This is a genomic window from Streptomyces sp. Pv4-95, assembly GCF_045782725.1.
Classification (GTDB): domain Bacteria; phylum Actinomycetota; class Actinomycetes; order Streptomycetales; family Streptomycetaceae; genus Streptomyces.
Window position 1 is genome coordinate 2,429,577 of the sequence record NZ_CP127172.1, and the last position, 15,283, is coordinate 2,444,859.

The following is a 15,283-nucleotide window of genomic DNA, read 5'->3' on the forward strand; positions in this document are numbered from 1 at the left end:
ACGTACCGGCCAGGCCGGGCGGAAATCCGCCATCGGTGGTATGCGCGGATGTGCTCCCGACCGGTGCGGCGGCCTCCGGGGACCGGCCTTCGGAACGGGGGCGCGGGACCTGCCTGCGTCTTTCCACGGGTGAAACAGGGCCGCGGCGCGCTCCAACGTGAGGTCGGAGCGCGCCGCGGGAGGGGGCCGGCGCCGGGGGGGCGAGCCGGCCGGGCCTGGACGGCGGGTGGCCTCGGGGAAGGCCGCCGCTGTCCACCGGTCCAGGCCGGTCGGGTGCTTTTCTGTTAGAGGTCCAGGCCGGTGAGGACCATGACCCGCTCGTAGGTGTAGTCGTCCATCGCGAAGCGCACACCCTCGCGGCCGACACCGGACTGCTTGACGCCGCCGTAGGGCATCTGGTCCGCGCGGTAGGACGGCACATCGCCGACGATCACGCCGCCGACCTCCAGCGCGCGGTGGGCGCGGAAGGCGGTCTGCACGTCGTGGGTGAACACGCCCGCCTGGAGGCCGTACTTGGAGTCGTTGACGGCGTCGAAGGCCTCGGCCTCGCCGTCGACCTTCCTGAGGGTGAGGACCGGGCCGAAGACCTCTTCGCAGGCGAGCGTCGCGTCGGCGGGCACGTCCGCGAGCACGGTCGGCGCGTAGGAGGCACCGTCCCGCTTGCCGCCGGCCAGCAGCTTCGCGCCGCCCTGCACGGCCTCGTCCACCCACGCCTCGACGCGCTTGGCGGCGTCCTCGCTCACCAGCGGGCCGACCTCGGTGGCGTCGTCCGACGGGTCGCCGGTGACCTGCGCCTCGACGGCCGCCACGATCTTGGGCACCAGGCGGTCGTAGACGGTGGCGTCGGCGATCACCCGCTGCACCGAGATGCAGGACTGGCCGCCCTGGTAGTTGGAGAAGGTGGCGATGCGCTGCGCCGCCCAGTCCAGGTCCGCCTCGGAGGAGAAGTCCGGCAGGACGACGGCCGCGCCGTTGCCGCCGAGCTCCAGGGTGCAGTGCTTGCGCGGCACCGAGTCCAGGATCGCGTAGCCGACCTTCTCCGAGCCGGTGAAGGAGACGACGGGCAGCCGCTCGTCCTGGACCAGCGCCTCCATCCGCTCGTTGGGCACCGGCAGGATCGACCAGGAACCGGCCGGCAGCGCGGTCTCGGCCAGCAGCTCACCGAGGATCAGTCCGGAGAGCGGGGTGGCCGGAGCCGGCTTGAGGAGGATCGGGGCGCCGGCCGCGATGGCCGGGGCGATCTTGTGGGCGCAGAGGTTCAGCGGGAAGTTGAACGGCGCGATGCCCAGGACGGTGCCGCGCGGGAACCGGCGGGTCAGCGCGAGGCGGCCGGCGCCGCCCGCGTCGGTGTCCAGGCGCTGCGCCTCGCCGCCGTTGAAGCGGCGGGCCTCCTCGGCCGCGAAGCGGAACACCGAGATCGCCCGGCCGACCTCGCCGCGCGCCCACTTCATGGGCTTGCCGTTCTCGGCGGAGATCAACGCGGCGATCTCCTCCGTACGCTCCACCAGGCGGCGCTGTACGTGGTCGAGGGCGGCGGCCCGCACATGCGCGGGGGTCGCGGCGAACTCGGCCTGGACGTCGACGGAGGCGGCGATGGCCTCCTCGACCTGGGCCTCGGTGGGGACGCTCACCGTACCGACGAGACGTCCGTCCCAGGGGGAGGTGACATCGAAGGTGGCCTCGCCGGTGGCCTGGCGGCCGGCGAGCCAAAAGGCGGTGGGGGCTGCATCAGTGTGGATCGGCACAGTGGTTCCCGGCCCTTCCGAAGTGGTGGGTGGTGCGCATGGCTCTGGGAGCGGCTCTGCGTATACGGCGTATTCGGCGTGTTCGGCTCTGCCCCCACCGTAGGGGCGCGGCGCCGCTGTGGCGTTTGTCCGAAGCGGCGTAATCCGTCCGCGGGTCTCTCCGCGGTGGAAGAGGCGGAAAGGGGGGCGCCGGGTGCGGGCCTGTGGCGCGGGAGCCCCGGGGTCGCCGGGTGCCTGTCCGGGGCGCGGGAGCCCGTCGCTCAGCGCCCTGGCGCCCCCGCAGGATCCACCCCCGCCCTCACTCCCCCGGTGGCGTCGACGTCGCCTTGAGGGCCAGCCACAGCTCCATCCGGACATCCGCGTCGTCGAGGGAGCGGCCCAGGATCTCCTCCACCCGCCGCATGCGGTAGCGCAGGGTGTGCCGGTGGACGCCCAGGTCGGCGGCGGCGGCATCCCACTGACCGTGCCGGGACAGCCAGGCGCGCAGCGATTCCACCAGGTCGCCGCGGCCCGTCGCGTCGTGGTCGCGCAGGGCGCGCAGCAGCCCGTCGGCGAAGGCGCGCACGGCGTCGTCGGCGAGCAGCGGCAGCACGGATCCGGCGGCGACGTCCTCGTGCTCGACCAGCGCGCGACCGCGGCGGCGGGCGACGGACAGCGCCTGTTGGGCCTGGCGGTGGGCGTGCGCGGCCGCGGCGGGGCCGGTGGGCGCGGACAGTCCGACGGCCAGCCCCTCGGCGCCGGCCGCGGGCTCGGTCCGCGCGGACCGGCCGCGGCCGCGCGGCTGCGCCCCCGAGCGGGCCTCGACCACCGCGGCGTACGCGGAGCAGGCGTCCTCCGCGGCGCCGCCGGCCGCGACCAGCACCGTCAGCCGGCCGGTGTCGGGGACGGCGAGCACCGCCTCGCCGGTCCTGGCGGCGGCGGAGTCCATGGCGTCGGCGAGCGCGTCCAGCACGGCCGGGGCCTCGGCGGCCGTACGCGGCGCGGGCGCGTCGTCGTCGGGGGCGACGGGCTCGGCGATGACCACCCGGAACGGGGCGTCCAGCAGCCCGCCGTAGAGCCGGCCGGCGACCGCGCGGGCGTGCTCCGGCTCGCCCGCGAGCAGCATCTTCAGCACCGCCGCGCCCAGCCGCTGCTCGGCGTCCTGCAGGGCACGGGAGCGTTCGGTGGTGAGGGTGAGCAGTGCGACGGCGGAGTGCACGGCGTAGCGCTCGGCCGTGCCGAGCGGGGCGCCGGTGCCGACCGCGAGGACGCCGCGGGCCCGGCGGCCGGTGCCGAGCGACTGCAGCTCGACGCGGTCGTCGCCGTCGGTGTCACTGACGACGGAGCTGGCCGGGGCGGGCCGTTCGCGCAGCCGGCCGACGTCGTCGGAGAGCCGGGCGGCGCGGCGGGCGGCCCAGTCCGGGGCGGCGGCGACCACCGCGCCCGAGGCGTCGTAGAGGGCTGCCCAGCCGTCGAGGTGGGCGGCGAGCCTGGCGAGGAGTTCGGCCGGGCCGTCGGGGCCGAGGGCGGCCCGGGTCAGTTCCCGCTGGGCCTCGAAGCCGGCGGTCACCGCGCGGTACTGGTCGGCGGCGACGGCGGCCGAGACGGCCTTGCTGATGGCGATGAAGGGGGTCTTGCGGGGCACCCCGAGCAGCGGGAGGTTCTCCTGCCGGGCCGCCTCGACGAGCGCGTCGGGCACGCCTTCGTAATTGACGCCGACCGCGAAGCCCAGGCCGACGACCCCGGCCCCGGCCACCCGCCGGATGTACGTGCGGGTCGCCTCGGCGTCCTCGGCGTCCAGCTTCAGGGCGGTGATGAGCAGCAGCTCGCCGCCCTCCATGTAGGGCACCGGGTCGATCAGCTCGCTGGCGTGTGCCCAGCGCACCGGGACGTCCAGCCGCTCCTCGCCCGCGAGCACGGTCAGCTTGAGCGCGGAGTGGTTGACCAGGGAAGCCAGGGTGTGCGGCATGGGACCTTCGATGACGACGTGGAGTCGGCAGCCGCCGCCGGTGGGGGCGGGGCGACACTGCCCGGTTGTTTGCGCCGTCCCGTATGAACGACGCCCCTCGATTCTGCCTCAGCGGAAGGATCGAGGGGCGCTGACGGGGCAGACCGGCCGGTGAGACCCGGGCCGTACGCCTCACCGGCCGGCTCTCCCACCCGTGTCGAGCCGTCGTGGCGCCCCCGGCCTGCGGGCCGCCCTCAGCTCCGCAGATCCACCAGCACCGGCGGTGCGTGCTCCCCCTGGACCGAGGTGACCGACAGCACCGCGTGCCCGGCCGGCACCGAGTTGGCGAGGTCGGAGGCGGACCAGCGCTCACGCTCCACGGTGCGGACGGTGACGGCCTTGGCGGTGGCCGCCTTGCCGGTGATGAGGTGGCGGAAGACATGGAACGCCTTCATCGCCGCGCCCTCCGCGATGATTTGACGGTCCGTCACATCGCGGGTCTCCACCCACTCCTTGCCCCAGACCTCGGCGAACCGCGCCCCGTCCCAGGTCGTCACGCCCGCGAACGCCATCCGGCAGCCGACCGCGCCGAGCAGGCCGCTGCGCAGCGCGTCGGGCACATCGTCGAGCGAGCGCAGCGTCAGCACCGCACCGGCGTTCGCCGAGCGCAGCCGCTGCAGTCCGCGGAGCGCCTCCGCGGTGATCGTCTGCGCCGCCTCGTCGAGCACCAGGCACGCGAACAGCGAACGGTCGCTGCGCGCCACCGCGCAGGCGGTGAACTGGGCCAGGACCAGCCGCGCGAGGATCCGTGAGGCTTCCGCGTGGCCACGCTCGGGCAGCTCGATGCGGACCCGCAGCGGGTGGTCCAGGGCGCGCAGCGAGACCTGCCGGGTGCCGCCCATGGGGTCGAAGAAGTCGGCGAAGGCGGGCCGGTCGAGCAGGGCGATGCGGTCGGCGAGCAGGACGCCGACATCACCGGCCCGCTCCGCCTGGCGGGCACGGGCGTCCAGTTCGCGCAGCAGCGTGTGCTCACCGGCACCCTCCAGCGCGGTGCGCAGCGCGACCACCGCCGACGGCACGCCGTCCAGCAGTTCGCGCAGCTCCGGCACGGTGGGGAAGCGGTCGCGGGCCGCCCGGAAGGGGCCCAGCAGCTGGGCGAGGGCGGTCGCGGCGCGCCGGCTGTCGCCGCCCGGCAGCTGCTCACTGAGGTCGCCGACCAGCGCCTCGGCGAGGATCCCGGCCGCCTCGTCCGGGTCGGTGGTGCCGCCGTAGAGGTCGAGGTCGCACTCCGCGTCCGGGCGGCCGATCTTGACCACGACGTCGAACGCCTCGTCCGGCCCGAGGCCGGAGCCGGCAGGACCGACGGCGATGACGGCGCTGTGCCCGGCGAGCGCCTGCAGGCACATCGACTCCACCACCGGCCCGACCAGCCGGGTGGTCTTGCCGCTCCCGGAGGGCCCGACGGCGAGCAGCGAGGTGCCCAGGACGCCCGGCGCCAGGGCGCATCCGGCGCCCCGGTGCTGGTACGGATTGCGCGGGTGGTCGGCGGCGGTGCCGATCCTGACCTGGTGGGCGAGCAGGTCGTGGTGGGCGGTCCTGCGCGGCAGGTCGCGCCGCCCCGAGGGGTGCGCACAGGCCGCGGCGCCGTGCCGCAGCACGGTGTCGGTGAAGGAGGCGACGGAGTTCTTGCCGGACCGCACCGAACGCCAGGCGCGTTCGATCCGGGCCGCGTCCACGTCGTTCATCCGGCCGGCGCGGGCCTCCTCGGCCAGCTTCTCGGCGGCGTCCGGGGCACCCTGGGCGCGCAGCTCGGGCCACTGCGCGCGGTCCGCTGCGGGCGCCGGGGCGGCGGCCGGTGCGCGGTGGCGAAGGCGCCGGAGCACGGGCGCCAGGAACCGGCGGGCGAGTTCGGGCCAGCGGCCCAGGCGGCCGAAGACGACGGCCAGCAGAACGAGGAACAGGCCGTAGTAGAAGTAGGTCGCCCAGACGTAGACCATCTTGTCGCCGCCGGCCTCGCGCCAGGAGTCCGGGGTGAGGAGCAGCAGCGGCCACAGCCAATAGCTGCCCAGATAGCCGTTCCACAGCAGCGACCACAGCAGCCAGCCGCACAGGAACGAGATCACCGCTCCGCTGATCAGCTGCCGCAGCGGTACCCGGTCGGGTTCCTCGGCGGGCCGGGGCTCGTGGCCGTACGTCCAGATGCCCGGCGCGGCGGCCGGTCGCGGGGTGCGCAGCCAGCGGAGTACCGGCGGCTCCGCGGCGGCGGCCTTGGCGGCCTGTGCCGGCACGGAGGGGGGCGCGGCGGGCGGGGGCGGGGTGGCCGGCGCTGCGGGCGGCGCCGCGGGGCGCGGCACGGTGGGGTCGGGTCGGTGCGTCCCGCCGGGCGGCGGGGCGGCGGTGTGCTGTGCGTCCTGCGTGCCCTCGGTGTCCATCCGGTGCCCTTGTCCCCCTTGAGCCGTGGCCTGTTGCGTGGTTGCGCGGGCTGCGCGTTGCCATTGTCATGCCCGCGCTGGCGTACCCGCCGCTGCCGGCCGCGCCGCCGTTCAATCTACTGGCCGTACACCGTCGCTATGTCCGGTGCGGACAACGCAACACGCGCACTTCTCCCGAACGGAACATGCCAGACCCGGCCGCCCGCCCCTAGCCTGCGAGAACAACCTTCTGCACGTCCTCGTTCCACCCCAGGAGACTGCCATGACCGAACTGTCCGGAGGCCCTTCCCTCCCCCAGGAGCGTCGCGTCGTCACCGCGATCCCCGGCCCGAAGTCCCAGGAGCTGTGGGCGCGTAAGCAGGCCACGGTCGCCGCCGGTGTCGGGGCCGTGCTGCCGATCTTCGCCAAGCGGGCGGGCGGCGGTGTCCTGGAGGACGTGGACGGCAACTCCCTGATCGACTTCGGCTCCGGCATCGCGGTGACGTCGGTGGGCAACAGCGCCGAGGCCGTGGTGCGGCGCGCCACCGCGCAGCTCAACGACTTCACCCACACCTGTGCGATGGTCACGCCGTACGAGCCGTACGTCGAGGTCTGTGAGCAGCTGGCCGAGCTGACCCCGGGCGACCACGCGAAGAAGTCCGCGCTGTTCAACTCCGGCGCGGAGGCCGTGGAGAACGCCGTCAAGGTGGCCCGCGCCTACACCAAGCGCCAGGCCGTCGTCGTCTTCGACCACGGCTACCACGGCCGCACGAACCTGACGATGGCGCTCACGTCGAAGAACATGCCGTACAAGAACGGCTTCGGCCCGTTCGCGCCCGAGGTCTACCGCGTACCGGTCGCCTACCCCTACCGCTGGCTGACCGGCCCGGAGAACTGCGCGCAGGAGGCCGCCGACCAGGCCATCTCGCAGATCACCAAGCAGATCGGCGCGGACAACGTCGCGGCGATCATCATCGAGCCGGTGCTCGGTGAGGGCGGCTTCATCGAGCCGGCCAAGGGCTTCCTGCCGGCCATCGCGAACTTCGCGAAGGAGAACGGCATCGTCTTCGTCGCGGACGAGATCCAGTCCGGCTTCTGCCGCACCGGCCAGTGGTTCGCCTGCGAGGACGAGAACATCGTCCCGGACCTGATCACCACCGCCAAGGGCATCGCCGGCGGTCTGCCGCTGGCCGCCGTCACCGGCCGCGCCGAGATCATGGACGCCGCGCACGCCGGCGGCCTGGGCGGCACCTACGGCGGTAACCCGGTGGCCTGCGCCGCGGCGCTGGGCTCGATCGAGACCATGCGCGAGCAGGACCTGAACGGCAAGGCCCGCCGGATCGGCGAGATCATGAAGCCGCGCCTGGAGGCGATGGCGGAGAAGTTCGACATCGTCGGCGAGGTCCGCGGCCGCGGCGCGATGATCGCGATCGAGCTGGTCCGGTCCGGTTCCAAGGACCCGAACCCGGAGGCCACCGCCGCGCTCGCCAAGGCCTGCCACCAGGAGGGCCTGCTGGTGCTGACCACCGGCACGTACGGCAACGTGCTGCGCTTCCTGCCCCCGCTGGTCATCGGCGAGGACCTGCTCAACGAGGGTCTGGACATCATCGAGGCGGCGTTCGCCACGCTCTGAGCGGCCAGGCACGGACATCCCGGGTGCGGCCCGGGGCACGGCGAGCGCCGTGCCCCGGGCCGCGGCCTTTGTGCGCCGGCCGCCACGGCCGCGCGGCCGACCGGGTCGCGAAAGCCCTTACGGGGCGGGCGAGTTCGGAACGCGCGTAGCTGGTGGCACGGAGTGAAGAAGATGTGGGGGGCCCATGGTGGCCGGGTGATCCCGCTGTCGGGTGAGCCCCCGGTGCCGTACGGTTTTCCCAGATGAGAGAAACACCCCGCCCGCAGGGGACTGCGGGCGACGCCCGGTCGGCGCTTCCCCGGCTTCGACCTGGCTGTGCCCTCGCGCACACCACCGGAACCCCTGGAAACACGGGATCCGGGAATCCTCACCGATCGGATGTCCGCCCGCCCCATACCCCCCGGGGCGCGCGGAACACCGGTCAGCGCGGCCGCCTCGGAACCACCCCCCCTGTTCCGAGGCGGCCGACTTCTCTTTCCGGCCGCGGCCCGCTCGGGCCCGCCGCCCTGGCCGGTCTCCTCTGCGCACCGCTCTTCGCCGTGATCACCTGGCAGGTGGCCGGCCACGGTCCGCTGCGCGCCCTCGACGAACGCCTCGGCCGCGGCGTCGCCGCGAGCCCCGTCCCCGCCCCGCTCGCGGAGTTCCTCGCCGATCTCGGCAACACCACTGTCGCGTTGCCGGTGTTGCTCCTGGTCGTCCTGGGGACGCTGTGGGCTTCCCGGCGGCGTCAGGCGGAGCGTGAGAACGCGCCCGAGGGGGCCGAGCCGGGCCACGGCGGGGCGGCGGAGCGCTGGTGGCTGCCGCCGCTCGGCGCGCTGGTCGCGTTGGCCGCGGTGCCCGCGTTGGTCGTCCCGTTCAAGCTGTGGCTCGCGCGGCCGGGCCCGCCGCAGATGGCGGGCGGCGCGCACGACGGCTTCTACCCGTCCGGCCATGGCGCCACGGCCGCGGTCGCGTACGGCGTGGCCGCGCTGCTGCTGATGCGCTGCCACCGGCAGGCCCACCGCGGGGCCGGTGCCGGGTGGGCGCTCGGGGTGGGCGTCGTGCTGCTCAACGCCGGCGTCGGGACCGGCCTGGTGCGTCAGGGCTACCACTGGCCCCTGGACGTGCTGGGCAGTTGGTGTCTGGCCGGGGTGCTGTTGGCGGCATGGTGCGGGATGTGCGGCAGGTGGTCGGGCGGGCCGACCGCGTAGCCCGGCGCTCAGCTCCCCCCGGCCAGGGAGGCCGCCGCCTCGTGCATCGCCAGCTCCAGCACACCGGGATCGATGAGGGTGCCCGAACCGTCCGGCGGGACCAGCCAGCGCACGCCGCCGGTGACCCGGCCCGGGTAGGGCACCACTATCCAGGTGCCCTGCCCGGCGGCCCGGACGCCGGTGCCCAGCCAGCGGGTGGCCGTACCGGGAGGCACGAAGAATCCCATCCGTGCCTCCCCGAAGTCGGCCAGGACCGGGCCGGGGCGGCGGACGACGCGGGTGAGGACGTCCAGCGTCGGATAGCCGAGCGTGCCGTCGACGATCAGGACGTCCCACAGCAGGCCGGCGGGCAGGAGCGCGACCCCGAGCGGGTTGCGCTCCCATTCCCACCGGCAGGCGTCCGGGTCCGGTGCCGCCGACACCAGCCAGTCCACTGCGTTCTTGGCTCCCGCGGCGCTCATCTCGCTCCTCGCTCTCCCGGCCCGGTCGGGCCGCGGTTCCCCAGGGAGAGGGCGCGCCGGCGGCATCCTTACACGGGTTGGCGAGGGTTTTTTCGCGGGCGGCGAGGGCGGGTGCCGGCGCCGCCCGCCCCGCTCAGCTGTCGAAGCCCAGGCCCGCCTTGTCCATGGCCTTCAGCCACAGGTTGCGGCGCCCGCCGTGCCGGTCGGCGCGGGTCATCGACCACTGCGTGATGCCGATGCCCGCCCAGCGCAGCGGCTCCGGCGGGAAAGGCAGCGGCTTGCTGCGCACCATCTCCAGCTCGGTGCGTTCGGTGCGCTCACCGCTGAGCAGGTCGAGCATCACCTCGGCGCCGAAGCGCGTCGCGCCCACGCCGAGGCCGGTGTAGCCCGTGGCGTAGGCGACCCGCCCGGCGTGCGCGGTGCCGAAGAACGCCGAGAAGCGTGCGCAGGTGTCGATGGCGCCGCCCCAGGTGTGGCTGAACCGCAGGCCCTCCAGCTGCGGGAAGCAGCGGAAGAAGTGCCGGGCGAGCTTCTCGTACGTGGCGGGGTGGTGGTCGTACTCGGCGCGGATCCCGCCGCCGTAGCGGTAGACGATGTCGTAGCCGCCCCACAGGATGCGGTTGTCGGCGGTGATGCGGAAGTAGTGGAAGTGGTTGTTGCTGTCGGACAGGCCCTGGCGGTTCTTCCAGCCGATGGCGGCGAGCTGTTCGTCGGACAGCGGCTCGGTCATCATGGCGTGGTCGTAGACCGGGACGACGTACGGGCGCACCCGCTTGACCAGCGAGGGGAAGGCGTTGGTGCCGAGCGCGACATGGCGGGCGAAGACCCGGCCGTAGGGGGTGCGGACGGCCATCCCCATGCCTTCGGAGGCGAGGGCGGTGGCAGGGGTGCGCTCGTAGATGCGGACCCCGAGGTCGCGGCAGGCCCGCTTCAGGCCCCAGGCGAGGCGTGCCGGATGGAGCATGGCGACGCCGTCGCGGTCCCAGAGCCCGGCCCGGAAGGTCGGTGAGTCGACCTCGGCGCGCAGTTCGTCCTGGTCGAGGAAGCGGTGCCGGTCCAGGCCCAGCCGGGCGGCGTCCTGCGCGGCCTCCTCCAGCTCGGCGACCTGGTGCGGCTCGGTGGCGATGTCGATCTCGCCGGTGCGCTCGAAGTCGCAGTCGATGGCGTAGCGGGCGACCGCGTCCTCGATGGCGTCGAGGTTGCGGATGCCCAGCTCTTCGAGCCGGGCGAGTTCGTCCGGCCAGCGGGCCAGGCCGTTGCCGAGGCCGTGGGTGAGGGAGGCGGCGCAGAAGCCGCCGTTGCGCCCGGAGGCGGCCCAGCCGATCTCGGCTCCCTCGACGAGGACGACGTCGCGCTGCGGGTCGCGCTCCTTGGCCAGGAGCGCGGTCCACAGTCCGGAGTAGCCGCCGCCGACGACCAGCAAGTCGCAGGTCTCGTCGCCGACCAGGGCGGGCAGGGCGTCCGGGCGTGCCGGGTCGTCCAGCCAGAAGGGGGTGGGGGTGGCGTCCGCGAGCGCCTGGACGGCGCTCGACGGGTGGGCCTTGGACGTCATGGCATCTCGTGCCATGTTTCTCAGCTCCTCTTGCTCCTCTTACGACGGCTCCCGGCCAGTTGGCCGACGAGCACGCACACCACGGCGACCAGGAACATCGCCGTCCCGATGACGTTGATCTGCACGGGGGTACCCCGTTGTGCCGAGCCCCAGACGAACATCGGGAAGGTCACGGTGGAGCCCGCGTTGAAGTTGGTGATGATGAAGTCGTCGAAGGACAGCGCGAAGGAGAGCAGCGCGCCGGCCGCGATGCCGGGTGCGGCGATCGGCAGCGTCACCCGAAGGAAGGTCTGCACGGGTGAGGCGTAGAGGTCCTGCGCGGCCTGTTCCAGTCGCGGGTCCATGCTCATCACGCGTGCCTTGACGGCGGTGACGACGAAGCTCAGGCAGAACATGATGTGCGCGATGAGGATCGTCCAGAAGCCGAACTGGATGCCCATGTTGAGGAAGAGGGTCGCCAGGGAGGCGGCCATGACGACCTCGGGCATCGCCATCGGCAGGAAGATCAGGGTGTTGACGGAGGACCGGGCGCGGAAGCGGTAGCGGGCCAGCGCGAACGCGATCATGGTGCCCAGGGCGGTCGCGCCGATGGTCGCCCAGAGGGCGATCTGCAGGCTCAGCCCCAGCGATCCGCACAGGTCGGCGACGCCGCACGGATCGGTCCAGCCGTCCGTCGAGAAACGCTGCCACTGGTAGTTGAAGCGCCCGTTGGGCTTGTTGAAGGAGAACAGCATCACCACGACGTTGGGCAGGATGAGGTAGCCCAGCGTGCACAGGCCCGCTATCGCGACGATGTTGCGGCGCAGCCAGCGCAGCCCCCGGTTCCGGGCGCGCGGGGGCGCGGTGCGTGCGGTGGTCTCGCGTACGGCCATCAGACCAGATCCTCCGTCCCGGACTTGCGGATGTAGATCGTGACCATGGCGAGGATGGCCGCCATGAGGATGAACGAGAGGGCGGCCGCGGTCGGGTAGTCCAGGACCCGCAGGAACTGCGACTGGATGACGTTGCCGATCATCTTCTGGTCGGTGGAGCCCAGCAGTTCGGCGTTGATGTAGTCGCCGGCGGCGGGGATGAAGGTGAGCAGGGTGCCGGCGACGACGCCCGGCATGGACAGCGGGAAGGTCACCCGGCGGAAGGTGGTGGCCGGGCGGGCGTAGAGGTCGCCGGCCGCCTCGTGCAGCCGGGGGTCTATGCGCTCCAGCGAGGTGTAGAGCGGCAGGACCATGAACGGCAGGAAGTTGTAGGTCAGACCGCAGACCACCGCGAGCGGTGTGGCCAGCACCCGCTCGCCTTCGGTGAGGCCCAGCCAGCTGGTGACGTCCAGGACGTGCAGCGAGTTGAGCAGACCGACGACCGGTCCGCCGTCCGCGAGGATCGTCTTCCAGGCGAGGGTGCGGATGAGGAAGCTGGTGAAGAACGGGGCGATGACCAGGATCATCACGACGTTGCGCCAGCGGCCGGCCTTGAAGGCGATGAGGTACGCCAGGGGGTAGCCCAGCAGCAGGCAGAGCGCGGTGGCGGTGGCCGCGAACAGCACGGACCGCAGGAACTGCGGCCAGTACTCGCCCAGCGCGTCCCAGTAGGTGGCGAGGTGCCAGGTGACCTTGAAGCCCTCTTCGAGGGAGCCGGTCTGGAGGGACGTCGACGCCTGGTAGACGAGCGGGGCGGCGAAGAAGACCACCAGCCACAGGATGCCGGGCAGCAGCAGCCAGTAGGGGACGAGCCGCTTGCGGGTGGGGGGCTTGCGTATCGGCAGCGGCGTCTCGGGGTCGGTCTGCGGGGCGGGCGCCTCGACGGTGCTCACGCGGCCTCCCCATCGAGCTCCGCGCCGGGGGCCGCCGTGGTCCCGGCGAGCACCGACTGGGCGGCGTCGAGTCCGAAGGTGTGCGCGGGGCTCCAGTGCAGGACGACGTCCGCGCCGGGCACGAGGCGGCCGTCGCGCTCGATGTTCTGCTCGTAGACGGCGAGTTCGCCGATCCCGGGGGCGTCGATGACGTACTGGGTGGAGACGCCGATGAAGCTGGCGTCCTTGATCCGGCCGGGCAGCCGGTTGCGGCTGTCGGCGAGGGTCCCGGCGTCGTCGGCGTGCGCCAGGGTGACCTTCTCCGGCCGTACACCCGCCAGCACCTTCTCGCCGGCACGGGCCGTGGTGCTGCACCGGGAGGCGGGCAGCCGCAGGCCGGCGTCACCGGCCTTGAGGAGCAGCTGCTCGCCGCCGGCTTCGACGACCTCGGCCTCGATGAGGTTGGAGGTGCCGAGGAAGTTGGCGACGAAGGTGGAGCCGGGGTTCTCGTAGAGGTCGGCGGGGGCGCCGAGCTGTTCGACCCGGCCGCCGTTCATCACGGCCACGGTGTCGGCCATCGTCATGGCCTCCTCCTGGTCGTGGGTGACGTGCACGAAGGTGATGCCGACCTCGGTCTGGATGCGCTTGAGTTCCAGCTGCATCTGCCGGCGCAGCTTGAGGTCGAGGGCGCCCAGCGGCTCGTCGAGGAGCAGCACCTGGGGGTGGTTGATCAGCGCGCGGGCGACGGCGACGCGCTGCTGCTGGCCGCCGGAGAGCTGCTGGGGCTTGCGACGCGCCATCGGGCCGAGCTGGACGAGGTCGAGCATCTCCTCGACCTGCTTCTTGACGGACTTGATGCCGCGGCGTCGCAGGCCGAAGGCGACGTTCTCGTAGATGTCGAGGTGCGGGAAGAGCGCGTAGTTCTGGAAGACGGTGTTGACCTGGCGCTTGTAGGGCGGCAGGGCGGTGACGTCCTCGCCGGAGAGTTCGACGGTCCCGGTGGTGGGGTCCTCCAGTCCGGCGATCATGCGCAGGGTGGTGGTCTTGCCGCAGCCGGAGGCGCCCAGGAGAGCGAAGAAGGAGCCCGCGGGGATGGTCAGGTCGAGGGGCCGGACGGCGGTGAAGGTGCCGTAGGTCTTGCTGATACCGGTGAGGCGGACGTCGCCGCCGCTGCTGCTGTGGGCGTTGTTGGTCATGTCGGTCGTCCCGTGGGTCGGAGGTCGGAACAGCTCATGCGGGCCTGGCAGGGTCAGGCACCGGTGAGGTCGGAGAACTTCTGCGCGAACTCCTTGCTCTCCTTGGCGCTCAGGGCGCGGAAGGAGTGGGACCTCGCGGCCATCTCCTCGTCCGGCAGGATCAGCGGGTTGTCCGCCGCCGCCTTGTCGATCTTGGCAAGCTCCTTGCGCACGCCGTCGACCGGGCAGACGTAGTTGATGTACGCCGCGACGCGCGCCGCCACCTTCGGCTCGTAGAAGTAGTCGATGAGCCGCTCGGCGTTCTGCTTGTGGCGTGCCTTGTTCGGCACCATGAAGTTGTCGGTGGACGTCATGTAGCCGGCCTCGGGCACGGCGAACGCGATGTCGGGGTTGTCGTTCTGCAGCTGGACGACGTCTCCGGCCCACGCCACGCACGCGGCGAGGTCGCCCTTGTCGAGGTCGGTGGTGTAGTCGTTGCCGGTGAAGCGGCGGATCTGCTTGCTGTCGACGCCCTTCTGGATCCGGGCGATGGCGGCGTCGAAGTCGTCCGCGGTGCACTTCTCCGGCTGCTTGCCCATGTCCAGGAGGGTCAGGCCGACGCTGTCGCGCATCTCGGAGAGGAAGCCGACCCGGCCCTTGAGCTCGGGGTCCTCCAGCAGCTGGCTGATGGAGTCGACCTTCCGGCCGCCGGTGGCCTTCTTGTTGTAGGCGATGATCGCCGGGATGCCCTGCCAGGGGTAGGAGTGGGCGCGGCCCGGGTCCCAGGCGACGTCGCGGAACTCCGGTACGAGGTTGGTGTAGGCGTGCGGGAGGTTGGCCGGGTCCAGGGACTGGATCCAGCCCAGGGAGATCATCCGCGCGCACATCCAGTCGGTGAGCACGATCAGATCGCGGCCGGTGTCCTGGCCCGCCGCGAGCTGCGCCTGGATCTTGCCGAAGAACTCGTCGTTGTCGTTGATGTCCTCGGTGTACTTGACGTTGATCCCGGTGCGCCTGGTGAAGCCCTCCAGCGTCGGCCGGTGCTTGCCGTCGTCGCTGACGTCCATGTACTCGGTCCAGTTGGAGAAGTTGAGGCGCTTCTCCTTCGAGGAGTGGTCCTCGGAATTGCCGGCATCGGTGCGGCCGGCGGGCGGGATGCCGCAGCCGGCGAGGGTGCCGAGGCCGCCGACCGCGACCGCCGCGGCACCGGAGGCACGCAGCAGTGAGCGCCTGGTCATGGCGAGCCGGCCATGGGTCAGGCTGTGACGCATCGCGGATATCTCGGCCAGGGAGAGGGGTTCGGGCTGCTCGTGATGCTCCATGCGCGGTGCCCTTTCAAGGGGTGAGCCCGGCGCTCGGCCGGTGGTGACGATGCCGCGCGGCACTGGCCGCTGAGGGGGGCGATG

Annotated in this window: 11 protein-coding genes; 2 read left to right on the top strand and 9 right to left on the bottom strand. The window is 72.7% G+C overall.

Going from position 1 to position 15,283, the window contains the following annotated elements:
• Positions 1-284: 284 nt before the first annotated feature.
• From QOM21_RS10655 to QOM21_RS10665, 3 genes are all read right to left on the bottom strand, one after another.
• Complete coding sequence (locus QOM21_RS10655; protein ID WP_407549644.1) at positions 285-1,745, bottom strand: aldehyde dehydrogenase family protein; 1,461 nt, start codon at positions 1,743-1,745, stop codon at positions 285-287.
• Between the two features lie 298 nt (positions 1,746-2,043).
• On the bottom strand, positions 2,044-3,693 hold the full coding sequence (locus QOM21_RS10660; RefSeq protein WP_407549646.1) for a PucR family transcriptional regulator: 1,650 nt from the start codon (positions 3,691-3,693) through the stop codon (positions 2,044-2,046).
• Positions 3,694-3,926: 233 nt separating this feature from the next.
• Complete coding sequence (locus QOM21_RS10665) at positions 3,927-6,104, bottom strand: ATP-binding protein (RefSeq protein ID WP_407549648.1); 2,178 nt, start codon at positions 6,102-6,104, stop codon at positions 3,927-3,929.
• A 262-nt stretch (positions 6,105-6,366) separates the two neighbouring features.
• Between QOM21_RS10665 and gabT the strand changes: the two genes are divergently transcribed.
• Entirely contained in the window at positions 6,367-7,716 is a 1,350-nt protein-coding gene (gene gabT / locus QOM21_RS10670) for a 4-aminobutyrate--2-oxoglutarate transaminase (protein ID WP_407549650.1), read from the top strand.
• Between the two features lie 539 nt (positions 7,717-8,255).
• On the top strand, positions 8,256-8,906 hold the full coding sequence (locus QOM21_RS10675) for a phosphatase PAP2 family protein (RefSeq protein ID WP_407549652.1): 651 nt from the start codon (positions 8,256-8,258) through the stop codon (positions 8,904-8,906).
• An 8-nt stretch (positions 8,907-8,914) separates the two neighbouring features.
• Here QOM21_RS10675 and QOM21_RS10680 read toward each other — a convergent pair whose 3' ends face one another.
• The 6 genes from QOM21_RS10680 to QOM21_RS10705 all read right to left on the bottom strand — a co-directional run bounded on the left by QOM21_RS10680 (position 8,915) and on the right by QOM21_RS10705 (position 15,199).
• A complete protein-coding gene (locus QOM21_RS10680) occupies positions 8,915-9,367 on the bottom strand; it encodes a hypothetical protein (protein WP_407549654.1) in 453 nt (150 codons plus the stop codon).
• A gap of 133 nt (positions 9,368-9,500) precedes the next feature.
• Positions 9,501-10,934 carry an NAD(P)/FAD-dependent oxidoreductase gene (locus tag QOM21_RS10685; RefSeq protein ID WP_407549656.1) on the bottom strand — a complete coding sequence of 478 codons (1,434 nt, stop codon included), beginning with the start codon at positions 10,932-10,934 and terminating at the stop codon, positions 9,501-9,503.
• 5 nt (positions 10,935-10,939) lie between these two features.
• A complete protein-coding gene (locus QOM21_RS10690) occupies positions 10,940-11,791 on the bottom strand; it encodes an ABC transporter permease (protein ID WP_407549658.1) in 852 nt (283 codons plus the stop codon).
• Positions 11,791-12,723 (bottom strand): ABC transporter permease, encoded by a 933-nt coding sequence (locus QOM21_RS10695; protein ID WP_393895612.1) that lies wholly within the window; start codon positions 12,721-12,723, stop codon positions 11,791-11,793. The genes QOM21_RS10690 and QOM21_RS10695 overlap by 1 nt, the downstream gene beginning before the upstream one ends.
• Entirely contained in the window at positions 12,720-13,898 is a 1,179-nt protein-coding gene (locus QOM21_RS10700) for an ABC transporter ATP-binding protein (protein ID WP_407549661.1), read from the bottom strand. Before QOM21_RS10700 ends, QOM21_RS10695 begins: the two co-directional genes overlap by 4 nt.
• A 53-nt stretch (positions 13,899-13,951) precedes the next feature.
• Entirely contained in the window at positions 13,952-15,199 is a 1,248-nt protein-coding gene (locus QOM21_RS10705; RefSeq protein ID WP_407549663.1) for a spermidine/putrescine ABC transporter substrate-binding protein, read from the bottom strand.
• Positions 15,200-15,283 lie beyond the last annotated feature (84 nt).